We start from the raw sequence: 21,146 nt of genomic DNA, 5'->3' as shown, positions 1-21,146 counted from the left end.
TATGGTTCATCAAATTACTTCCAAAATTCTTCTCCTATCAAACGCTTCAATTCCAATCGGTTCATAAACAATTGGAATTGATAATTGAGTTGGGACAAAAGAGCTTCTTCGATTCCTGTTTGAGCGCCTTCCAATTCTACGTTGGTGATGGTTCCGTTAGCCAAGCGGTTTTTGGCAATCGTCAGTGCTCGTTCAGCTTGGGTTACTTGGAGACCCACATTTTCCAGGCGTTGTTGATTGCTTTTGATATCAATCTTCACACTTTCAATGTCTTTTTGTAAATTCTCATTAACGGCAGTGAGATTGTATTTGGTGGCTTCCAAATTTACCTGAGCAGCCCTGCGCTGTATGTCATAACGCTTGCCGGCATACAAGGGAATATTTACACTGAGTCCGGCAGCAACGTTGAAACGCAATTGGTTAACATTGGGCATATAACCATTTTTTTCACCGACACTTCCGTTGAGCATGATCGTGGGCAGGTGTGCTTTTTGAGCGATTTCAATCTCCGTTTCAGCGCTGCGAATTCGGTCTTTAGCGAGTAAGATTTCCTTACTGTTGCCATCCGCCAGTGTTAACAAAGATTCAGTCGAGACAGCAGGTGACGAACCTTCAATTGCCAGTTCGGGTACAGTAATATTTGCGGCCGGGGTGCCGGTCAAATAACTCAACATGACTTTTTGTTTTTCAATTTGGTTCTCAAAATCAATTTTACGGTTTTGAGTCATTTTGAGTTTTACCTGTTGAGATACTACATCAAATTCCAAGGCGTCACCGTTTTTGAACCGTTGTTCCACTTGTTTGAGTACCTCTTCACTGCCTTGAATGACTTCCTGTTGTACTTTCAGGCTTTTTTGTAAAAAGGCAATAGTATAGTACAACTGCGCAATCTGATACGCCAGATTATGGCGATTCAATTCTAAATTATGGCGAGACGTCAATACATTTTTCCGCGCCTGACGAATGGTTAAATCCGTTTTGCCAAAATCATACAATCCATAACTTCCGTTGACTCCTAAATTGATATTATGATTGGGAATAAACTGAATTTCGCGGGCTCCTTCGGGAAGCGGTAACGTGGCTTTAGCCGTGGGTGTAATGTAATTGTACGAGCCGGCTGCGCTTACGTAAGGTAATAAAGCGGTTTTTGCTACATCTACGCGTAATTCACCTACTCTTATCAGCTGCTCGGCTTCTTTGAGTTTGGTGAAATTTTGGAAAGATTGCTGCACTAAATTTTGGAGTGGGGCAGGAATTTGAGCCATGGTTGCATGGGTAATGCCTGCCAATAAAGAGCCGAGTATGAGTATTTTGAGTGAAGTTTTCATCGTAATGTATGAGGATGACTGTAATGTGAAAAGAGTTCAAAGTCATGAATTAATGCGCTGAATCGGATGCCGCTTTGACGACAGTTAAATCTGTTTTTTTGCGCTCTAAGAGAAACAGCAACGGGAACGTGAAGATGAAAAACCAAGTGGCCATTTGGAAAACGTCCAGATAAGAAAGCATCAGGGCCTGTTTTTGAATAATTATGTTCATGTTTCCGTAAGCTAATTGCAGGGCGTCGAGTGGATTAATGCCGCGACTTATCAGACTCTGAGACATCGTTGTGATGCGTTCTTGGGTAAGCATATCACCTGGCTGCAAGTGAGAGGACAGATTCACGGCGTTGAATGGAAGGCGCTGAGCGATATAAGTGTTGACTAAGGCTACACCCACGGCACCCCCAATTTGTCGAATCATGTTTGTGATGGCAATTCCCATCGGCATTTCCTTGGGAGTCAACGTAGAAATGGATTGGTTGATAAGCGGCACATTGGACATTGCCAATCCCACCCCACGAATGATCAAAGCAACCAAGAAAATCCCCGTCGAAGTGTTTAAATCAAACGTGGACATCATATAACAAAAGGTCGCAAAGGCGATATAACCCGCTGTGGCAATGTACCTTGGTGGTACCCCCTTTGAAATAAGACGTCCTACAATAGGAAAAACCAATAGAGTAACGGCTCCTCCGGGAATGAGTAAAAGCCCCGTTTGGGAAGCGGTGAAGCCAAGAATTCGCTGGACAAACAGCGGATACATGAACACGGAGGTAAACAACCCAATTCCAATGACGAAAATTAAGATAGACCCAATTGCCAGATTGCGGTTTTTGAGTACCCTTAAATTAACTACAGGATTATCTATTTTAAGCTCCCACCAGATAAAAGTGGTAAGAGAGATAAAAAGCAAAATTGTACAAATTAGAATGCTTTGATCTTCAAACCAATCGTTGGCTTCGCCGCGTTCAAGTACAAATTGCAAACAGCCAACGCCAACGGCCAATAAGACAATTCCCAAGTAATCGATTCTTATTTTGCTGCGGTCAATTTTGTACTCTTCCGGCTTCTTATCGATGTATAAATAACTCAATATGAGCGCCACAATCCCAACCGGAATGTTGATGTAAAACATCCAACTCCAGTGATAATTGTCAATAATCATTCCTCCAAGCGTTGGCCCGAAAGTTGGCCCCATCACAATCCCCATCCCAAAAACTGCCGAAGCAATGGGGCGTTGATTCACGGGGAATGAATCAAAAAGCAGACCTTGAGAAACAGACAGCAGAGCTCCTCCGCCAATTCCTTGGAGAAAACGTGCAATGACCAGCAACGGCAAGGTATCGGCTACTCCGCAGAGGTAAGACGCAAACGTAAACAGGGCAATGGAAGCAATAAAGTAATTTTTTCGTCCAAAGTAGCTTTGCAAAAATCCCGTCATGGGAATAACAATCACATTGGCAATGGCGTAGGCGGTAATGACCCACGAAATATCTTCGATGGTTACGCCCAGATTCCCCGCCATTTGATACAGCCCGACGTTAACAATGGAGGTGTCTATCAGCTCCATCACCGCCGCCGTAATCACTGTAATGACCACAATCCATCTTTTCATAACACAGGCTTTTTTAGTACAACTATTTCACTTTTACGGCTACTTCGGTACTGAGTCCAGCGCGCAGGAGGTCTTTGTATTGTTGTGGATTGTCAATCTCAATTTTAACGGGAATGCGTTGCACCAATTTAACGAAGTTGCCCGAAGCATTATCGGCGGGTAGCAGCGAGAACTTAGCACCCGTCGCGTCTGAAATCGTAGTGATTTTTCCCGTGATTTTTAAGTTTGGAAACGCATCAATTTTGATTTCAACGGGTTGTCCAACGCGCATTTTTTCCAATTGTGTTTCTTTAAAATTGGCCGTTATCCAAAAATTAGAATCGTTGATAATCGTGAAAAGATTCTGACCGGGCTGCACATATTGTCCTTTGGCTACGTTGATTTTACCCGTTTTACCCGATACCGGAGCGTCAATATGGGTGTATGACAAACGTAATTTGGCTTGGTCCAATACCGTTTGTTTTACTTTCAGAATAGCTTCCATTTTTTTGATGTTAGCCAAAGCCGACCCTTCCGATACTTTTGCCTGATTGACTTGCGCCAAAGTGGCATCGTATTGACGATCCTGAATTTCTACGTTCGATTGACTTTCTTCAAATACCTTTTTAGTAGCCGAGCCTCCCTCGTAAAGATTTTTGTCACGTTGCAGGTCGGTGGCAGCTTTGGTCTTGCGGCTTAGCTGTACGTTGGCGTTGGCTTGGGCAACTTTGTAATTTTCCTGAATGTTGCGGAGCGATGCTTTCGCCGTTTCTAAGTCGGCCAAAGATTGCTGATAATCAGCTTCGGCTTGGCTAACGGCAATCGCATATTCCTGCGGGTCAATTTCAATCAGTCGTTCGTTGGCATTGACCGATTTATAATCTTCTACGTTTGACACTTGAATATAGCCGGCTACCCGAGCCAATACGGGAGCACTTTTAGATTCAATTTGAGCGTTATCGGTGGTTTCGTAGGTTTGGTTATGACGATACGATTGAAACCCATAAAATCCCGCACTGCCCAGCACAATAAGGCCGATGACAGGAGGAAGTAACTTTCTAATGATGCTTTTTTGCTCAGTTGCCATGGTTGTTTTGCGTCTGAATGGTGAAAAACAAATTTTTAATTGAAATTTATTAATAAGTAAACTTAGTTGACTACTTTTGTGTCCGTAAAGGTAAACTAAGTTGACTATTAAAGTCAAATAAGTTGACTATTATTTAGATTAAAATTTAATTGAATTTTTTTAATAAGCTGTCTTTCAGTAGATTTGTAATATGGAAACGGTAGAAAACAAAATGGGTAATTTTGATTTTGAAAAATTTCACGCCATTCGAAGTCGCTCGTTGGGGAGATTAATTTGGCGCTTAAAACGTCATATACATCAACACGTAGAGCCGATATTGCTGGCTAAAGGTCATGTTGACTTTAAATTGAGCTCATTGGCTTTTATCGCCAATATTGATGAAAATGGGACAACAAACAATGAGTTGGCCAAAAAGGCGTGTGTGACCAAACAGGCGATGAGTAAGGTGGTAAAAGAATTGGAAGAGCACAAATATGTCTATATACGGCCTAATGAAGCGGACGCTCGTTCGAGTGTGATTTTTTTGGATGAGCGTGGAAAACAATTGTTTGTAGACCTCAATGAAGCGATGATGGAGGTCCGAACTCGTTTTGATAAAGCTATCGGTGCAAAAAAATGCCAGCAAATGATGGATACAATGTATGATTTGCTGGCAGTTTTGGATGAAGAGGAAGAGCGCCAAAAATAGTTACATCAGTCGGCGGATGATGAGGCTTTTGACCAATTCGTAAAAAGGTTGCGGTTGCATTGTCCGCCAATTATCCAAGTGCAGTGTTCCGCCAAAATTGAGGTAATAATCCAGTCGGTAGCGTTTCCATTCCTGCTCAGTATGTTCGCGGGAGCCAATCACTGCAATCCACCCGTCTTCAACTTCGTCAAACCATTCGGCGTAATATTCATCATCAGAGCCGTGAAAATTCAGAATATTTTCGGCAATTAAGATGAATTGGTTGATACCTTCTGCCAACAAATGATCAATCACATTTCGTTTGAAATACATGATGTCGTTGTGAAGGGTATCGTTCCATTCACCAAACAGCTCAATGATTGCAAATTTCTTTTTGTAATCGGCAAAAAGGATTTTTACGTATAAAGTTTCGGAATCAATTTCGTCCCACAGAGGATGAATATAATAACCGTAAATATCGTGTTCGTACTGATTCATGTTGTAGTCGCGACCGTAAAAAGGGGATTTTCGGTCTTCAGCAGCTACATAATGCTTTTCCCAGTTATAAAAAGGCTCAATCTCGTGCATAGCTCACCACAGTCAAAGTCTCACGTTGGTATTCGACAAATATATAGACAAAGATAACAACTGATAAGGAAAAGTGGATGTTACAGAAAATTGTAAAAAACTGTACCCTAAAAATACAGGCTTCCAATGGGTATTTTTTTTCTCACTATGAAGGCCGGAAAGACAATAATGGGGTACATTCTCTGGTAAAATCTATTACTCCTTTTGCTTTATGCTCTTGAAAACCGTCTATTTTATGATTAACTTGTTTTATCTTTGAACAATCATAATAGCAGTCAGATGAAACTAAAAGTAGTAATTCACAAAGCGGAAGGAGGTGGCTTTTGGGCTGAGGTTCCCGCAATTGCAGGGTGTATGACACAAGGAGACAGCTTTGAAGAGCTCCTTTCAAATATTTATGAAGCTGTAGAAGGATGTTTATCAGTTAAAGAAGAATTGTAGATCTATTAGAATGTCCTCTAAAACAATTCAGTACGATTATAAACCCGAACACCTCAACATTTCAGAACCCAGTAAATACACTGCGGAGAATCTGAAATCGGAAGAAATGGTGATTAATCTGGGGCCGCAACATCCTTCTACGCATGGGGTGCTGCGACTTGAAGTAGTGTCTGACGGAGAAATTATTGTGGATGTAGTTCCGCACATTGGTTATTTACACCGGTGTTTTGAGAAACATGCCGAATCATTGCCCTTCAATCAAATCATACCCTACGTAGACAGGATGGATTACGTAGCGGCGATGAATTCCGAGCACGCCTACGTGATGGGCGTAGAACGAATGCTGGGCATTGACAAAGACCTTCCCAAGCGCGTCGAATACATTCGGGTATTGGTAGCAGAGTTGAATAGATTAGCGTCTCATTTTGTGGCAATTGGTACTTACGCCATGGATATTGGCGCTTATACGCCTTTCCTGTGGATGATGCGCGACCGTGAACATATTTTGCGGATGCTCGAATGGCTGTCGGGCGCCCGTATGCTTTACAATTATATTTGGGTAGGAGGGCTGTTTTATGATTTGCCCGTCGGTTTTGAAGAGCGTTGTCAGGAATTGGTTACGTATTTAAAACCAAAATTGCAGGAACTCCAGCAATTGGTTATTGAGAATAAGATTTTTATACAACGTACTGCTAATGTGGGAGTTTTACCTTTACCAGTGGCGATAAACTATGGCTGTTCAGGGCCGGTATTGCGTGGTTCAGGCCTGCGTTGGGATTTACGAAAAGTAGATGGATATTCAGTTTATCCCGAATTGGATTTTGATATACCCATGGGGGAAGGCATTGTAGGGACAGTAGGTGATTGTTGGGACAGGAATTATGTGCGGGTGCAGGAATGCTGGGAATCAGTTAAAATCATTGAGCAATGCGTTGAAAAGCTATTGGGAGAACATCGTCGCACGCCTGATTTTGACCCCCAAGCTTTGGTGCCTAAGAAAATTCGTCCGCAGGCAATGGATTATTACGTGCGGGCCGAAAATCCAAAAGGCGAATTGGGTTTCTACTTCCGAACTGATGGTAAGTCAGATATTCCCGTTCGGTGCAAAGCCCGTGCCTGTTCGTTCAACAACCTTTCAGTCATTGCCGAAATTTCACGCGGTGCGATGCTCGCCGATTTAGTGGCGATTATCGGTTCGATTGATGTAGTGATGGGAGAAGTAGACAGGTAGAGACGCAAAATATTGCGTCTCCTTAATGCATAACGTAATGTTTGAAAATGAAACGCAAAATATTGCGTTCCTACAAATTATTCATCCGTAAACATATACCCAACCCCTTTCAGGGTCTTGATGTAGGTTTCCCCGATTTTTTCGCGAACTTTACGAATGTGTACATCTACTGTACGTTCCAAGACATAAATGTTGGCTCCCCAAATTTTCTGCAAAAGTTCATCGCGATTGAAAACCTTGTTGGGGTGTTGTGCCAAAAAGAAAAGCAATTCGAACTCTTTTTTAGGTAACACTACCGACTTATCTTCTTTCGTAACCGTATAATTTTTACGATTAATGGATAAACCCGCAATTTCAACTTGCTCTCCGGGATCCACTTTTTGGGCTTCACGGCGAAAAAGCGCGTTGATGCGACTCATCAGCGCGCGGGGTTTGATAGGTTTGGTGAGGTAATCGTCCGCTCCGATTTCAAAAGCTGCTACTTCTGAATATTCTTCCGAGCGCGCCGTCAGGAACAGGATGTAGGTATTTTTAAAATCGGGAATGTCGCGCAGGAGGCGAGCTGTTTCGATGCCGTCCATTTGAGGCATCATAATGTCTAAAACAACAAGTTCGGGAATGAACGTACGTGCCGTTTCGATGGCATTTTTTCCATTGGAAGCAGTAGCTACGTCGTAGCCCTCTTTTTCCAGGTTATAAGCAAGAAGCTCTACAATATCCGGGTCGTCGTCAACGACTAAAACTTTGTGTGCAATTTGAGCCGATTTGGCAGCGCTCATAGCATAGGTGTTGGTTTCGGTGACGAAGTTACGAGACGTGTCAGGAATTTTAACACGACTTCCTCATTGTTAACACAAATTTAACAGCTGTTGTGTATAAATGGTCAATCTCAAAGGAGTTATAAAAGGTGATTATGACTCCTCTGGAGTGTTCTGTGCAGTTTTTGTTGCTTCTTTTTCCTGATTGACTTCTTTGCTCAATCGTACGATTAATTTTTTCATTGAGCGTTCAATGACTTCATACGCTACTTTTTCTTTGGCAATAAGTACAAAGGCAATGGAAGCAGGAGAATGACCTCCGGGGGATTCAAAGAATAAATGTTTGTTTTTACGATAGGCTTCCCGGCAGCGGCGGCGAAGAAGATTACGGTCAACGGCTCTCTTGAAATTTCGTTTAGAAATGGTGAACAGGACTTGGGGGAGTTGTTCGGGAGCTTGTGTGGAATCGAAAAGGTAAAATACCTTAAATGGAAAAAGGTAGGACGTTTCTGTTTCCGTGCTACCTTTTTCAAACAAACGCTCGATAGTTTTTTTACTACAAAGGCGTTCTGTTTTTTTGAATGTCTGATTAATCATTGTATCGAGTATCAGTCTAAAGTTTTGGAGAATAAACTCTAAACCCTAAACTTCAAACCCTAAACTAATGAATTATTGCTTATGACGCTTTTCGTCAGAAACAGTAAGTTTCCAACGGCCTTTTTTGCGACGAGCTGCCAATACCTTGCGGCCATTAGCCGATTCCATACGCTCACGGAATCCGTGCTTGTTGCGTCTTTTGCGGTTTGAAGGTTGATATGTACGTTTCATTTCTTATTACTTTTATACCTGTAAAATCCTTGGATTCAAAACGAGTCCGCAAAGGTACGGAAATATCTAAAAGTTTACAAACTATATTTGGAGGAAAAAACAGAATTTAAAGTCATAAACTTTTAATTGTCAGTTGTTATTGATTTATTGAGTAAAAATTTAATAGGCTGAAAACTTCTAAAATCAGTTTAAATCAAATGACTCTCTTTCAGGTTGACAAAGCAAAATGGATTCAGTGTGTTTTATTTTGTTTGTTGAGTGTATTGGCATATTGGCTGATTGGTTACCGATTTATCCGTACCCAATCGGGTGAATTGATCCTGAGTTTTGGAGTCTTGTTTTTAATATATGGGTTGATTATTAGCCAAAAATGGGATAAGTTGTGGGTCAGAAGATGGTTGTGGATAGCTTTAGGTTTTCGGTTGTTATTCTTGCTTGCCGTTCCTGTGTTGTCGGATGATTACTTCCGTTTCATTTGGGATGGGCGATTGTTGGCTGCCGGTTATAATCCGTACTTGTATTTGCCCTCTGCACTGATTGGTTCCTCCATAGCGGTTGATGCTCAGTTGGATACAGTGCTTTTTGAGGGAATGAATTCACCTCATTATTTTACTGTATATCCGCCGTTGAATCAAATGATGTTTGGAGTGGCCGCTTGGATCGCAGGAGGGAATACTTTAATAACAGTTATTTTGCTGCGCAGTTTTATAGTTTTGGCAGAAGCAGGTATTTTTTGGATGATGATGCATCCTGCCAAATCAGTAAATTCTGTCATTAATAAAAAAAAAGGAAGCCAATTTGCCTTGATTTATGCCCTCAATCCATTAATTATTGTGGAATTAACGGGGAATCTGCACTTTGAAGCGGTTACTTTATTCTTTGTTTTGTTGGCCGTGAGGTGGTTGAATACACCCTTTCAGGGTGATAAATACTACATTGCGTCGGCAGTGGCATTGGGGTTGGGAGTAGTGGTTAAGTTGTTGCCTTTGCTTTTTTTGCCGCTATTTATCAAACGTCTTGGAATCAAAAAGGGGCTGATTTACAGTGCAATAACCGGAAGTGTTTTGTTGGTTTTATTTCTTCCGTTTCTCAGCTTGGAGCTATTGCTCAACTTCGGTAAAAGCCTTGATTTGTACTTTCAGAAATTTGAGTTTAATGCAAGTTTCTACTACTTGTTAAGAGAGTTAGGGTATTGGGTGACAGGCTATAACCTTATTCAGGTGCTTGGGCCGTTGTTGTCACTGATTACATTTACTTTCTTGATTTGGATTGCATTTCAACGGCGTTCTTTTTTGGAGAAAATGCTGTTTTCATTGACAGTTTATTTTCTGCTGGCTACCACGATTCACCCTTGGTACATTACAACCTTGGTTGCCTTTGGGGCATGGACGGGGCGGTGGTATCCGGTAGTGTGGTCGGCGCTTTTGCCTTTTACGTACGTGGCGTATTCGTCCATCCCTTATCACGAAAACCTCCGTGTGGTAGGATTGGAGTACATTTTAGTACTGGGCTGTCTGTGCTACGAAGTATTTTTAAAAGGACTGGATTGGGAAGCTTCTTAAGGTTATTTTGCTTTGATTTTTTCCTGTAAAAACTTGAGTTTCATTGTTGTAGAATCGGCGGGAGATTCATAATTCAACAACAGATAAGAAGCTCTGGTGTCTTTGGGCAAAAACAAAAGCCCGCGTACCGATTCGCCCGCAGGCAAAGTAGTTTTGCGAAGAGCCAATTCCTGCCAATTGGCGCGTTCGTTCTCCAATCGATTTGTACGCACTTTTTGAAGATTAACGTCAGCTATTTGCTTCTGAATGATGAAGTTATAGGCTTGAGCGTGTGCATATTGACGGTTGGCACGTTGCTGCCACGAACGGTCATTTTTACTTGAATGAATATCGCTGGCAACGGTTGCTACTAAAAGTATACCATTAAAGATGGAAGAAGCTATTAAACGCTGCTTTTCACGTTTCACATCTAAAATGGCCTGTTGAATTTTTTCTTCGGGGTCAGCTGCTCGATAAAAAGAACCATAGACTGGATTTTGCTCGTTGCGAAGCGTATCGCTTTGATTATTGAAAGGAAGGAAGAAAAAGTCGTTGGGATCAACGAGCAGTGGGGTAGAAGTCCGATTTTTTATTTCTACATCCAATACCATGTGATGGGGGTCTTCAAACTCGTAAGAAGCCACCAATACCACGCCGTTTTGTTCCGTGCGGGTTACTTCGCGACCTTCCAGCCAAGCTACATCGCCTGATACGGGCCGTAATTGATAAAAATTAGTAGAGCAACTGGTTAGAAACCCAACGCAGGCAAGAAGAAGAAAATAAAATTTGTTTTTCATGGCAAAAGCGGCTTTTAGAATGCTGTCTAACAAAAATAGATAGTGGCAAATCGCTTTCCAACTAATTTTTGACGAACGGTTAAACATGTATATACGGCAATAGTAATTGATACACTTGGTGCAACGGCAATCCCATAATTGTGTAAAAAGACCCTTCAATGCGCTGAATACCAACCATGCCAATCCATTCCTGGATGCCGTAAGCGCCCGCTTTGTCGAAAGGGCGATAATGATGAATATAATAATTGACTTCGGTGTTGGTCAGTGCTTTAAATTCTACTTTAGCAATATCGCTGAGGGTATGAAAACCTTCGGAACTTAAGAGACAAATCCCAGTAATGACTTCGTGGGTTCGACCCGAAAGTTTTTGGAGCATTACCTGCGCTTCGGCTTCGTTGGCGGGTTTATTCAGAATTTCGTTTTCAACGACCACAATCGTATCGGCACACAAAACGAGTTGATTCTCCAAATCTGACTGAAATTGTTCGGCCTTGTGTTGTGCCAAAAAGCCCGCAACTTCCGCAGGAGGCATGTTGGCTGGAAAAATCTCGTCAGTCGGTCGTACCTGCACTGTAAAATCAAACCCCAATTCTCGCAATAGCTGCTGACGACGAGGAGAATTGGAAGCGAGAATGAGGGGGCGTGAGAGGGAAATCATATCTTTTCTTTGTGCATCAGCGTTGCCACCCCTTTAGTGGTGATTTTTCCCGTAGTTACGTCAAAGACTTCGCCTAAAATTTCTCCTGTATGTTTTTCAGAGTTTAGGCTGATGACGGTGAATTTCACTTTGTAATCGGTGTCCACAAACATGGGTCGTAAAAATTGAAAAGTTTGTCCGACGTAAATGGAACCATAACCCGGAAACTTCGTACCAATGACTTTGGTAAACACACTTGCTCCCAACATTCCATGAATAATAGGACGCTTGAAAGGAGTCGTAGCCGCGTATTCGGGGTCTAAATGCAAAGGATTATCATCGCCAGTAAGTTGTGCAAAGGCAATGACGTCATTTTGAGAAAAACTGAATTCGTATTCGTAGGTGTCACCGATAGAGAGTTGCATATTTTAATGAGTGATTTAGTGAATGAGCGATTTAGTGAATGTCAAGTCATTGTTGGTTTGCGTCTGCGACGCGAATCACTGTTCTGTGCGTTTGAAACGCATTTGTAAAACTTTGCAAGAGACAAAAATAGACTCCTTCGGAATGACAAAATGGTCTATAAGGAACCTGTTTTTCCGCCATCAACGGGCAAGTTGATGCCGTTGATAACGGCTGCCGCTGGACTGCATAAAAAAGCTACTGCGGCGGCTACTTCTTCAGGTTCTGCAAAACGTCCGATGGGAATTTCGGATTCTAATAGAGTTGCCACTTCGTCAACGGTTTTTCCCGTTGCTTCGGCTCGCGATTTATTGACAGTATCTAAACGCCCCGTTTTGGTGTAGCCCGGCAAAACATTATTGACTGTGATACCAAACTTGCCAATTTCGAGCGAAAGGGTTTTGGCCCAACTTGCCACCGCCCAACGGATGGTATTGGAAACCCCTAAACCTACAATCGGCTGTTTGACCGAAGTCGAAATGATGTTGACAATGCGCCCGAATCCTGCTTTTTTCATAGCAGGAACAATCGCCTGCACCAAAATTTGATTATTGATAAGGTGCATTTCAAACGTTGTCAAAAATTGTTCGGGTTTGGCGTCAATGATGGGGCCTCCCGCCGGTCCGCCGGTATTATTGACCAAAATATGAACCTCGGGAAATTTGGCTAAATAACCCTCAATTGCATTTTTTACGTTTTCTGTACTTGAAAAATCGGCAACAATGTAGCGGTGGATTTGCCCTCTGCTGACGTCCAACGCACTGACGGTTTGTTGAAGAGATTCTTCATTGCGTGCCATGAGCGTCACATTGGCACCCAATAGGGCCAATTCAACGGCAGAAGCACGGCCTATTCCCTGGGTGCTGCCGCAAACAATGGCAGTTTTTTGTGTTAAATCAAGATTCATGCGATTGGCACAATTATTTATTGCTAAATAGCAGGTTGAAAATCTCTTTTAGTCAGAATTAACGTTTGTATTGTAAAAACAACTTAAAATTATGCGCAGTTTCGCTTTCATTGTGTTATTTGTTGCGGCACTTTTTGGTAGCTGTACAGCCACTCCCACTTCCGATGCCGCACCCGTCGACCACTCTGCTTGGGACAAACTTCTGAAAAAACACGTAAACGACAAAGGTTTTGTGAATTACACTGCCTTTAAAAAAGATTACGACGAGCTGAAAAAGTACCTGGACATGCTCAGTACCAGTGCTCCCAATGAAAAAACGTGGAGTAAAGAAGAGCAGTTGACGTATTGGATCAACGCTTACAATGCATTTACCATTCAATTGATTTTGGATAATTATCCGGGCATCAGCAGCATTAAAGACATTGGGTCGAAGATTAAAATTCCCTTTGTCAACACGCCTTGGGATGTGAAGTTTATTAAGATTGGTAACACGAAAATGGATTTGAATAATATCGAACACGGTATCATTCGTAAAAAATTTGACGAGCCCCGTATTCACTTTGCCTTGGTTTGTGCCGCAAAATCGTGTCCTCCGCTTCGCAATGAGGCGTTTGTGGCAGAGCGTTTAGATAAGCAATTGGACAATCAGGCCCGTGATTTTATCAATGACAAATCCAAAAACAACGTGACCAAAGACAAGGCAGAGGTGTCGAAGATTTTATCTTGGTACGGGGGAGATTTTACCAAAAAAATGCCGATGGTGGATTGGCTCAATAAATATTCTGCGACGAAAATAGACAAGAATACGCCCATTTCATACAACGACTACAATTGGGAGTTGAACGGGAAATAGTTGGCAGTAAGTAGTTTACAGTTTACAATTTAGGGTTTACAGTTTTTAAGTTTCAACATTCTAACCTAAAAACTGTAAACCCCAAACTTATAAACTAAACCTTTACAGCTATCGGCTTCAAATCGGTGAGGTCGGCGATTTTTACGGGTAGGCCCGTTTGGATGCTCTTGCGAGCACCTATGCCTACCAAAATAGCCATAGCTCCGTCGCGGCTGCCGGCCAATTGACGGAATGTATCTGCCGAATTTGGATTACGGAAAATCTTGTCCCGTAAGCGAGCGTCACCGCCGCCGTGTCCTTCGGCTTGTTGCACTTTAATGTATTCCACTTCACCAAAGTTTTTGGAAAGCATCAATTCATCATACGGTTCAATCGTCATTTTTCCGGCTTCTTTTATCCACGCTTCCAAACGGCCTTTCGTACCGTTGAAGGCAATTCGGTACCCCTCGTAGGGTGAATACGTAGTAAGCGAATAACTCACATTGACACCGTTGGCGTAATGAATCGTAGCCGCCATTTTATCGTAAATGTTAATATCTTCTTTAAACACGCAACCGTCGCGCAGGTAGCCGTCGTGTTTTTCATTGTCAACGTAGAGCGCCGTCAGGCGCTTGTCTTTGTTAATATCCCAATAAAATTTACAATCAGTTTTGTGGTCGCAGGTACGGCAATTGTTCCCTCTTACCGCGCCGTTTTTACCATAATGTTCCAGTGAACCTTGAGCAAATACGCTTTCGGGTTCCGACTCCAACCACCAATTCAACAGATCAAAATGGTGACTGGCTTTGTGCACCCAAAGCGACCCGCTGTTTTCTTTGAGGCGATGCCAACGACGAAAATAATCAGCGCCGTGACGAGTGTCAAGGTACCAGTGAAAATCAACCGAAGTTATTTTACCAATGGCCCCTTCGCGCAAAAGTTCATATAATTTCTGGCGGTGAGGCGAATAGCGATAGTTGAACGTAACCGTTACTTTTTTGCCCGTACGTTTTTCAGCATCCAAAATCGCCTGACATTTAGCTTCATCCGTCGTCATGGGCTTTTCGGTAATGATGTCAGCGCCCATTTCCATGCCTTTGATGATGAATTGGTCGTGGGTAGCGTCTACCGTAGTCACAATAAGTAAATCGGGTTTGGCTTCGCGCATCATTTTCTCAAAGTCAGTGTATAGCGGGCAATTGACGTTGAGCATTTTGCGGGCCGTTTCAGCGCGTCCGGGGTTGATGTCGCAAAGACCTACAAACTCAATAATATCACCGAATTCTTTGACAACGGGTACGCCCCACATGCTTGTGCCACGGTGGCCTGTACCCACCATGGCTACTTTGCGTTTGGCGGTAGCAGTTGCATTGGCAAACAAAGGTGCTGATGCCAGTACCCCCGCCGTAGCCAACGAAGATTTCTGTAAAAACTCGCGACGGTTAAAGGTTTCCTGAGGGTTGTTCATAGTAGGAAGGAGTTGTGGTAAAAACCTCACAGGTTTGCATACTATTGTACCGTAAAACCTGTGAGGTTTGATTTTATTAATCCATGTGAAAAACGCATTCTAACGACGTACTTACGGGCGAATTGTCGGGGTTGGTATCCATAATATCGGCCATGTAAGCCCACCATTTTTTTACAATCGGCAGTTGAGGTAATGCGTCAGCGGTATGATTTTTGGTACGTTTTTGGACAGCAAATAAGACTCCCGTGGCGCGTTCAAGGTAAATGGAATAGTCGCTTACTCCCGCAGCGGTCAATGCTTCGGAAAGCTCGGGCCAAATTTCGTCGTGGCGTTTTTTGTATTCTTCCTCAAAACCGGGTTTGAGTTTCATCAAAAAGGCGATTTCGTGCATGGTGATTTAGGAATTGGTCTAACAAATCAAAAAGAATCTAAAGGCGCAACCCTCCTGTACTTTTATGGAATTGTATTTTTTTGTTCTTTACAGTTTTACACAGAACTGATAATGGAACACAGATTGTACGGATAAAACCGCAGCAGCGGACCGCGGTTTAGAACGGATTTAATCCGTGAGAATCTGTCCAATCTCTTTCATCCGTGGGCTATTTTTGACCAATTGCTTGTAAAAGATTATAAACGGGCCAAAGCATGTGTCAAATCTTCAATCAGATAATCGGCTTCTTCCAACCCGATGTAGAGTCGTATGAGGCGATGTTCTTGGTTAGAAGCATCAAATTCTTCGGGACAGAGCCCGGCGCATTTGGGCATAATGAGTGATTCGTGTCCTCCCCAACTCACGGCCAATAAGAAGTGTTTTAAGGATTTGGCAAAGGCTTCGATTTGCTCATAGCTTTCGGCTTTGAGGGCAATAGTAAGCAAACCGCAGGCACCCGTCATCTGTTTTTGAGCCAATTTGTATTGCGAAAAATCAGGGTCAAAAGGGAAATAGACCTTTTCGATGTTGGGATGAGATTTCAGAAAAGCAAGGACTTTTTGAGTGCTTTCCGAAATGTGTTTTAGGCGAATGGGCAGCGTACGCAATCCCCGCAGCAACAACCAACCGTTGAAAGGCGATATAAAAGCACCGGTATTCAAGGCTTCGCGGTCAAAAATCTGCTTTATCATGGCTTTGCTACCCGTCAATACACCACCGACCGTGTCCGAATGACCGCCAATGTATTTAGTGGCTGATTGCAAACACAAATCAATACCCAAACGATGAGGCTTTTGGAACAGTGGCGTGCAATAACTGTTGTCAATAATGGTAATAATGCCTTTCGATTTAGCCAATTGGGCCACGGCTTCTAAATCCTGTAACTCAAACGTCAGCGTATTGGGAGATTCCAGATAAATTACTTTGGTATTGGGCTGAATAGCGGCTTCAAAGTTTTCAATACAAGTACCATCTACGTAAGTGGTAGTGACGGCATAACGCGGCAAAATGTTGTCAAAAAGCTTCCAAGCCCACGTATAAGGTTTATGAACGCTGATGATGTGGTCGCCTGCCTGAACATTGGACATGACTGCGCAAAAAATAGCGGAGGCACCGCTATTGAGCACCAAACAATCTTCGGCTTCGTCCAAAGCCGCCAGTTTTTGTCGTAAAATATCTACTGTTGGGTTAATGCCCCGGGAATACAAATAGGTGGACATTTCGTCGTCAAACGCTCCCCGCAATGAGGCAAAATCTTTGAAAGCGAAATTACTGGTTTGGACAATGGGCGGGCTTACGGCGTTAAAATACAGTTCGCGGTCTTCGGCGAGTTCGTTGATAATTTGGGAAGGGTGCATTAAGAAAGTGATTATATTTTTTGTCGTTTGGAATGCTAAAATAGAACACTGATTTTTAAGATTGTTATGATTGGGAATGAATTATTAGGAGAAAATAAAATCAAAAATAGGTTTCTACTAACTTGCCGAACTGAATCCCTCATTTCGGCTTATGAAATCACATACTTCACTCCACGAATTAATCCAATCTTTCCAGCTCAATCAAAGTAGAGTAGGGGTTTTGTGCAATCAAACCGCCTTTGTGTTTGAACAACGGCAGTACCTGATTGAGGTATTGGCCGAAAAAAAAGTACTGAAAACGGTCTTTGTTCCGAAACATGGCCTTTTCTCAGAATTGCAGGACCAGGAGCCCCTCGAAACTACCCAAGCCTATTCATTTTGGGAGGATGTCTCTTTTGTGTCGTTGTACGGTCATGACGAGCAAAGCCTCAAAGCGGCTCCTGCTTTATTGGAAGAATTGGAAGATATTATTATTGATATTCAGGATGTTGGGTGTCGGTATTTTACGTATTTGACGACCATTGCCTATTTGTTTGAAACCCTCTCTCGCTGTGCTCATCCGCCGCGAATTTGGCTCATTGACCATCACAATCCTGCCGATCGACAAGTGGAAGGCACGCCGATTAGCCGTAAATATGCTTCGTTTATTGGTCACGAAGGACTGCCGCACCGTCATGGTTTGACATTGGGAGAATTGGCGGTTTGGCTAAAAGACGTTTACGGCGGTAATTTCGAACTGAACAATATTTCCCCTCACTACAACGACTTCTATTTTCAGATTTTTCCTTCCCCCAATTTTCCTTCATTGCAAACCGCCCATTTGTACAGCGGACAATGCTTGTTTGAAGCTACTGTTTTAAGTGAAGGACGCGGTACCACGCGCCCGTTTGAGATAGTGGGGGCTCCTTTTTTAGCATGGAATACGTTACAGAACATCAAACGGGATTTTGAAAACTGGACTGATGATTTGCCGTGGGTGAACTACGTGTTGCGGCCATTGCAATTCATTCCGACTTTTCATAAATATGCCAACGAGCTTTGCGGTGGTTTTCAAGTACATCTGTCTCATAGGAAGGCGAATCACTCCCTGTTGAGCTCTTTGGTTTTACTCCGAATTTTTAATGAATATGTGCCTAACCTTTGGCGGGAAGGTGCTTATGAAAAAGGTAATCCGCGTACAGCATTGGAGATTTTGGTGGGTGATGAAATTTTGATTGATTTTGTACAGGGTAAAGGTGAACTCAAAACCACGATGGACTATTTGAAAAATGCTGAAAATGAATGGATTCAGTCCGTGCAGGGGATTGCGAATGAAGCGCTTTTTCGATGTGGCTAAGTTGCTGATTTCATACGGCTTAAAAATAGAATTGTATTTTTCTAAAGTTATCCTCTTACCTTTGCAGTCAATTCTGGCGCGCGGAATTTTTACATAATGGGGTGCCCTAACATGACGGGCTGAGATTATACCCTTAACACCTGAACCGGGTAATGCCGGCGGAGGGAATTAGAAATGCAAAAGATTACATCTTGGTTTTTGGCCGTGGCAACGGGAGTGTTGCTGTACGTGCCTGCACTTGCCCAACTATCTGTGTCGGGTAAGATCATTGACGCCGAAGACGGTACACCGTTGCCCGGTGCTACTATTCGAGCGGGGAGTTTTCGGGGAACGGTGACAAACGCAAAAGGGGAATTCTCTCTCTCAAATCTTCCCGATAATACCAATATCGTAGAAATTTCGTACGTGGGGTATGAAAGCAAAAGCGTCACTATTTCAGATTTACAAGCGGACACTAATCCCATTCAACTCAAACGCAGTTCTTTCAACGCCGACGAAGTGGTCATCAATGCCACGCGGGCCAATCAAAATTCGGGTGTGGCCTTTACGAACGTTGGTAAACTCGAATTGAGCAAACAAAATCTGGGACAGGACTTGCCCGTATTGCTCAACTTTACGCCGTCACTCGTTACGACATCGGATGCAGGAGCGGGCGTAGGATACACGGGCTTACGCATTCGTGGAACGGATGCTACCCGTATCAACGTGACAATCAACGGGATTCCTTACAACGATGCTGAAAGTCAGGGAACCTTTTGGGTAAATATGCCCGATTTTGGTTCTTCAGTCAGCAGTGTGCAGATTCAGCGAGGAGTGGGGACTTCTACCAACGGTGCCGCTGCTTTTGGCGCCACTGTCAACATCAATACCAATGAGTTTAGAAAAGAGGCGTATGCCGAAATCAACAATTCGTTTGGGTCTTTCAATACAAAAAAACACACGATTTTGGCTGGAACGGGTTTGTTGAATAACAAATTTACGTTGGATGCCCGTTTGTCAAAAATCACTTCCGACGGTTTTATTGACCGTTCCAAGTCGGATTTAGGTTCTTTTTACGTGTCTGGGGCTTATTTCGGCAAGAAAAGCTCGGTACGGATGAATGTGTTTTCGGGTAAAGAAGTCACGTATCAGGCATGGGAAGGAATTCCCGAAGCCCGTCTCAAAGGCGACCGCGAAGGCATATCGGCTTACATTGACCGTAATGGACTGAATGAACGCGACGCCCAAAATCTGTTGAATTCCAACAGCCGCACCTACAATCTGTATTTGTACGACAACCAAACGGACAATTATCAGCAGGACCATTACCAATTGATTTCATCGCACAATCTTTCTAAAAATTGGACTTTCAACCTAAACGGGTTTTTGGTAAAAGGACGAGGTTACTATGAGCAATACCGCGACAATGATAAATTGAAAAACTATAAACTGCCCGATGTAGTTGTCGGAAATCAGACCATTACGCGCAGCGATTTGATTCGCCGCCGTTGGCTGGATAACGCTTTTTATGGCTCAACGTTTTCCTTAGATTACAACAGTTTCAAAAAACTGACGGCGAACATTGGGGGAGGATGGAATCAATACGATGGAGACCACTTTGGGGAAGTGATTTGGTCACGTTTTGCGAGCAGCAGCAGTATCCGTCAGCGGTATTATCAAAGCGTAGGTTTGAAAACAGATTTCAATTTGTACGGTAAGGTATACTATCAACTTTCGGAAAAGCTCAATGTTTTTGCCGATGTCCAACTTCGTAAGGTTGGTTACTTTATCAAAGGCGATGACAATCAGCAACGGCAGCAATTACACGATGTCAATTATTCGTTTTTCAACCCCAAAGCAGGCATAACGTACCAAGTTTCGGCAAGCAGTACGGCTTTTGCTTCGTTTAGTTTAGCCCATCGGGAGCCCAACCGGGATGATTTTACGGAATCGACTCGACAAATTCAGCCCAATCCGGAAACCTTGCGTGACTTAGAAGTGGGCTATCGTTTCCAAAAAGGGCGCGTAGCAGCTTCCGTTGGCGGTTATTACATGGATTACAAAAATCAATTGGTAGTATCCGGACAGTTGAACGACGTAGGCAACCCCATCAAAATCAACGTGCCGGAAAGCTACCGGGCGGGGATTGAATTGGAGTTTGGAGCGCAGTTGAGCAAACAATGGAAATGGAATGCCAACGCGACGTTGAGCCAAAATAAAATCAAGAATTTTACGGAGTATGTTGTCAATTACGATGACGAAAACGGCGGTTACAAAACCACCAACCACGGCAATTCAGACATTGCTCTGTCGCCCAATGTGATTGTCGGAAGCCAACTCCTGTATACACCCGCGAAGAATCTGGAATTGGCGTTGTTGACCAAATACGTTGGGAAACAATATTTGGATAATACCTCTAATGAAGGCCGTAAATTGGATGCGTATTTCACCAACGACCTTCGTTTGATTTACCGAATTAAGCCCAAATGGATGAATGAAATTACGGTGAGCGCGCTGGCCAACAACGTTTTCAATGAATTGTATGAATCCAACGGCTATACGTACAGCTACATTTACGGCGGACAAACCACTACCGAAAACTTCTACTATCCGCAGGCAGGACGAAACTTTCTGGTGAGTGTAGGTTTGAAGTTTTAATTTTTGGAACTCCTAAGCTTGTTTTAGGAGTTCCAAAACTTGATTGATAACATTTGATAACGACGCAAAAGGAAAAAAATGACTTGCTTGAAGAATTGGAATTCTGAGAGGCTGTTTTAAAATAGGGTAAAGACAAAAGACACCCGAAAAGAGTTAGTTAGGAATCTCACTTACTAATTTAACTCCAATCAGATGTCATTCAAAATTAGCAACAAAAAGAAATAT

The 21,146-nt window shown here is 42.9% G+C and carries 21 protein-coding genes and 1 riboswitch; of the genes, 7 read left to right on the top strand and 14 right to left on the bottom strand.

Annotated elements, in window-relative coordinates; all coding sequences use genetic code 11:
• Nucleotides 1–14 precede the first annotated feature (14 nt).
• From Q0081_RS01500 to Q0081_RS01490, 3 genes are read right to left on the bottom strand one after another with little or no spacing between them, the layout of a single operon-like run.
• Nucleotides 15–1,328, bottom strand: coding sequence for a TolC family protein (locus Q0081_RS01500; RefSeq protein WP_298348478.1), 1,314 nt, complete (start codon nt 1,326–1,328; stop codon nt 15–17).
• Between the two features lie 49 nt (nt 1,329–1,377).
• Nucleotides 1,378–2,937, bottom strand: a complete 1,560-nt coding sequence (locus tag Q0081_RS01495) for a DHA2 family efflux MFS transporter permease subunit (RefSeq protein ID WP_298348476.1) — start codon at nt 2,935–2,937, stop codon at nt 1,378–1,380.
• 22 nt (nt 2,938–2,959) lie between these two features.
• Complete coding sequence (locus tag Q0081_RS01490; RefSeq protein WP_298348474.1) at nt 2,960–4,003, bottom strand: HlyD family secretion protein; 1,044 nt, start codon at nt 4,001–4,003, stop codon at nt 2,960–2,962.
• Between the two features lie 190 nt (nt 4,004–4,193).
• On the opposite strand from Q0081_RS01490, the gene Q0081_RS01485 reads away from it, so the two are divergent.
• Nucleotides 4,194–4,691 carry a MarR family winged helix-turn-helix transcriptional regulator gene (locus Q0081_RS01485; protein ID WP_298348473.1) on the top strand — a complete coding sequence of 166 codons (498 nt, stop codon included), beginning with the start codon at nt 4,194–4,196 and terminating at the stop codon, nt 4,689–4,691.
• Here the strand turns inward: Q0081_RS01485 and Q0081_RS01480 are convergent, their stop codons facing one another.
• On the bottom strand, nt 4,692–5,258 hold the full coding sequence (locus Q0081_RS01480; RefSeq protein WP_298348471.1) for a hypothetical protein: 567 nt from the start codon (nt 5,256–5,258) through the stop codon (nt 4,692–4,694). It lies immediately after the preceding gene.
• Nucleotides 5,259–5,537: 279 nt separating this feature from the next.
• On the opposite strand from Q0081_RS01480, the gene Q0081_RS01475 reads away from it, so the two are divergent.
• Both Q0081_RS01475 and Q0081_RS01470 read left to right on the top strand, forming a co-directional pair.
• Complete coding sequence (locus tag Q0081_RS01475; RefSeq protein WP_298348469.1) at nt 5,538–5,699, top strand: type II toxin-antitoxin system HicB family antitoxin; 162 nt, start codon at nt 5,538–5,540, stop codon at nt 5,697–5,699.
• Between the two features lie 10 nt (nt 5,700–5,709).
• Nucleotides 5,710–6,930 carry an NADH-quinone oxidoreductase subunit D gene (locus Q0081_RS01470; protein ID WP_298348467.1) on the top strand — a complete coding sequence of 407 codons (1,221 nt, stop codon included), beginning with the start codon at nt 5,710–5,712 and terminating at the stop codon, nt 6,928–6,930.
• Nucleotides 6,931–7,007: 77 nt separating this feature from the next.
• Here Q0081_RS01470 and Q0081_RS01465 read toward each other — a convergent pair whose 3' ends face one another.
• From Q0081_RS01465 to rpmH, 3 genes are all read right to left on the bottom strand, one after another.
• Nucleotides 7,008–7,709, bottom strand: a complete 702-nt coding sequence (locus Q0081_RS01465) for a response regulator transcription factor (protein WP_298348466.1) — start codon at nt 7,707–7,709, stop codon at nt 7,008–7,010.
• 132 nt (nt 7,710–7,841) lie between these two features.
• Nucleotides 7,842–8,285 (bottom strand): ribonuclease P protein component, encoded by a 444-nt coding sequence (gene rnpA / locus Q0081_RS01460; RefSeq protein ID WP_310586469.1) that lies wholly within the window; start codon nt 8,283–8,285, stop codon nt 7,842–7,844.
• A 72-nt stretch (nt 8,286–8,357) separates the two neighbouring features.
• Nucleotides 8,358–8,516 carry a 50S ribosomal protein L34 gene (gene rpmH, locus Q0081_RS01455; protein ID WP_013927159.1) on the bottom strand — a complete coding sequence of 53 codons (159 nt, stop codon included), beginning with the start codon at nt 8,514–8,516 and terminating at the stop codon, nt 8,358–8,360.
• Between the two features lie 197 nt (nt 8,517–8,713).
• Here rpmH and Q0081_RS01450 point away from each other — a divergent pair, with 197 nt between their 5' ends.
• Entirely contained in the window at nt 8,714–10,078 is a 1,365-nt protein-coding gene (locus Q0081_RS01450) for a hypothetical protein (RefSeq protein WP_298348457.1), read from the top strand.
• 2 nt (nt 10,079–10,080) lie between these two features.
• Here Q0081_RS01450 and Q0081_RS01445 read toward each other — a convergent pair whose 3' ends face one another.
• The 4 genes from Q0081_RS01445 to Q0081_RS01430 all read right to left on the bottom strand — a co-directional run bounded on the left by Q0081_RS01445 (nt 10,081) and on the right by Q0081_RS01430 (nt 12,860).
• Entirely contained in the window at nt 10,081–10,854 is a 774-nt protein-coding gene (locus tag Q0081_RS01445) for a hypothetical protein (RefSeq protein ID WP_298348455.1), read from the bottom strand.
• Nucleotides 10,855–10,933: 79 nt separating this feature from the next.
• Nucleotides 10,934–11,512 (bottom strand): Maf family nucleotide pyrophosphatase, encoded by a 579-nt coding sequence (locus Q0081_RS01440; protein ID WP_298348453.1) that lies wholly within the window; start codon nt 11,510–11,512, stop codon nt 10,934–10,936.
• A complete protein-coding gene (locus tag Q0081_RS01435; RefSeq protein WP_298348451.1) occupies nt 11,509–11,916 on the bottom strand; it encodes a MaoC family dehydratase in 408 nt (135 codons plus the stop codon). Before Q0081_RS01435 ends, Q0081_RS01440 begins: the two co-directional genes overlap by 4 nt.
• A gap of 155 nt (nt 11,917–12,071) precedes the next feature.
• Nucleotides 12,072–12,860: an SDR family oxidoreductase gene (locus tag Q0081_RS01430; protein WP_298348449.1), complete on the bottom strand. Its 789-nt coding sequence runs from the start codon at nt 12,858–12,860 to the stop codon at nt 12,072–12,074.
• Nucleotides 12,861–12,951: 91 nt separating this feature from the next.
• On the opposite strand from Q0081_RS01430, the gene Q0081_RS01425 reads away from it, so the two are divergent.
• Nucleotides 12,952–13,713: a DUF547 domain-containing protein gene (locus Q0081_RS01425; RefSeq protein WP_298348446.1), complete on the top strand. Its 762-nt coding sequence runs from the start codon at nt 12,952–12,954 to the stop codon at nt 13,711–13,713.
• Nucleotides 13,714–13,807: 94 nt separating this feature from the next.
• Here Q0081_RS01425 and Q0081_RS01420 read toward each other — a convergent pair whose 3' ends face one another.
• From Q0081_RS01420 to Q0081_RS01410, 3 genes are all read right to left on the bottom strand, one after another.
• A complete protein-coding gene (locus tag Q0081_RS01420) occupies nt 13,808–15,160 on the bottom strand; it encodes a Gfo/Idh/MocA family protein (protein ID WP_298348444.1) in 1,353 nt (450 codons plus the stop codon).
• Nucleotides 15,161–15,236: 76 nt separating this feature from the next.
• Nucleotides 15,237–15,551, bottom strand: coding sequence for an L-rhamnose mutarotase (gene rhaM, locus Q0081_RS01415; RefSeq protein ID WP_298348443.1), 315 nt, complete (start codon nt 15,549–15,551; stop codon nt 15,237–15,239).
• Between the two features lie 236 nt (nt 15,552–15,787).
• Entirely contained in the window at nt 15,788–16,948 is a 1,161-nt protein-coding gene (locus tag Q0081_RS01410; RefSeq protein ID WP_298348441.1) for a PLP-dependent aspartate aminotransferase family protein, read from the bottom strand.
• A 151-nt stretch (nt 16,949–17,099) separates the two neighbouring features.
• Between Q0081_RS01410 and Q0081_RS01405 the strand changes: the two genes are divergently transcribed.
• Nucleotides 17,100–18,284: a DUF1343 domain-containing protein gene (locus Q0081_RS01405; RefSeq protein ID WP_298348439.1), complete on the top strand. Its 1,185-nt coding sequence runs from the start codon at nt 17,100–17,102 to the stop codon at nt 18,282–18,284.
• A gap of 87 nt (nt 18,285–18,371) precedes the next feature.
• A riboswitch (TPP riboswitch) is annotated at nt 18,372–18,468 on the top strand.
• Nucleotides 18,459–20,921 (top strand): TonB-dependent receptor, encoded by a 2,463-nt coding sequence (locus Q0081_RS01400; protein WP_298348438.1) that lies wholly within the window; start codon nt 18,459–18,461, stop codon nt 20,919–20,921. Its footprint overlaps the riboswitch before it by 10 nt.
• Nucleotides 20,922–21,146: the final 225 nt, after the last annotated feature.

The sequence above is a fragment of the Runella sp. genome, from assembly GCF_027484545.1.
GTDB lineage: Bacteria > Bacteroidota > Bacteroidia > Cytophagales > Spirosomataceae > Runella.
Note: the sequence above shows the minus strand (reverse complement) of the source record. Positions and strands in the feature narration are given on the sequence as shown.

Excerpts from the sequence above, each read along its gene's own strand:
- Q0081_RS01500 (WP_298348478.1), bottom strand. The coding sequence starts at position 1,328 with ATGAAAACTTCACTCAAAATACTCATACTCGGCTCTTTATTGGCAGGC.
- Q0081_RS01495 (WP_298348476.1), bottom strand. The coding sequence starts at position 2,937 with ATGAAAAGATGGATTGTGGTCATTACAGTGATTACGGCGGCGGTGATG.
- Q0081_RS01490 (WP_298348474.1), bottom strand. The coding sequence starts at position 4,003 with ATGGCAACTGAGCAAAAAAGCATCATTAGAAAGTTACTTCCTCCTGTC.
- Q0081_RS01485 (WP_298348473.1), top strand. The coding sequence starts at position 4,194 with ATGGAAACGGTAGAAAACAAAATGGGTAATTTTGATTTTGAAAAATTT.
- Q0081_RS01480 (WP_298348471.1), bottom strand. The coding sequence starts at position 5,258 with ATGCACGAGATTGAGCCTTTTTATAACTGGGAAAAGCATTATGTAGCT.
- Q0081_RS01475 (WP_298348469.1), top strand. The coding sequence starts at position 5,538 with ATGAAACTAAAAGTAGTAATTCACAAAGCGGAAGGAGGTGGCTTTTGG.
- Q0081_RS01470 (WP_298348467.1), top strand. The coding sequence starts at position 5,710 with ATGTCCTCTAAAACAATTCAGTACGATTATAAACCCGAACACCTCAAC.
- Q0081_RS01465 (WP_298348466.1), bottom strand. The coding sequence starts at position 7,709 with ATGAGCGCTGCCAAATCGGCTCAAATTGCACACAAAGTTTTAGTCGTT.
- rnpA (WP_310586469.1), bottom strand. The coding sequence starts at position 8,285 with ATGATTAATCAGACATTCAAAAAAACAGAACGCCTTTGTAGTAAAAAA.
- rpmH (WP_013927159.1), bottom strand. The coding sequence starts at position 8,516 with ATGAAACGTACATATCAACCTTCAAACCGCAAAAGACGCAACAAGCAC.
- Q0081_RS01450 (WP_298348457.1), top strand. The coding sequence starts at position 8,714 with ATGACTCTCTTTCAGGTTGACAAAGCAAAATGGATTCAGTGTGTTTTA.
- Q0081_RS01445 (WP_298348455.1), bottom strand. The coding sequence starts at position 10,854 with ATGAAAAACAAATTTTATTTTCTTCTTCTTGCCTGCGTTGGGTTTCTA.
- Q0081_RS01440 (WP_298348453.1), bottom strand. The coding sequence starts at position 11,512 with ATGATTTCCCTCTCACGCCCCCTCATTCTCGCTTCCAATTCTCCTCGT.
- Q0081_RS01435 (WP_298348451.1), bottom strand. The coding sequence starts at position 11,916 with ATGCAACTCTCTATCGGTGACACCTACGAATACGAATTCAGTTTTTCT.
- Q0081_RS01430 (WP_298348449.1), bottom strand. The coding sequence starts at position 12,860 with ATGAATCTTGATTTAACACAAAAAACTGCCATTGTTTGCGGCAGCACC.
- Q0081_RS01425 (WP_298348446.1), top strand. The coding sequence starts at position 12,952 with ATGCGCAGTTTCGCTTTCATTGTGTTATTTGTTGCGGCACTTTTTGGT.
- Q0081_RS01420 (WP_298348444.1), bottom strand. The coding sequence starts at position 15,160 with ATGAACAACCCTCAGGAAACCTTTAACCGTCGCGAGTTTTTACAGAAA.
- rhaM (WP_298348443.1), bottom strand. The coding sequence starts at position 15,551 with ATGCACGAAATCGCCTTTTTGATGAAACTCAAACCCGGTTTTGAGGAA.
- Q0081_RS01410 (WP_298348441.1), bottom strand. The coding sequence starts at position 16,948 with ATGCACCCTTCCCAAATTATCAACGAACTCGCCGAAGACCGCGAACTG.
- Q0081_RS01405 (WP_298348439.1), top strand. The coding sequence starts at position 17,100 with ATGAAATCACATACTTCACTCCACGAATTAATCCAATCTTTCCAGCTC.
- Q0081_RS01400 (WP_298348438.1), top strand. The coding sequence starts at position 18,459 with ATGCAAAAGATTACATCTTGGTTTTTGGCCGTGGCAACGGGAGTGTTG.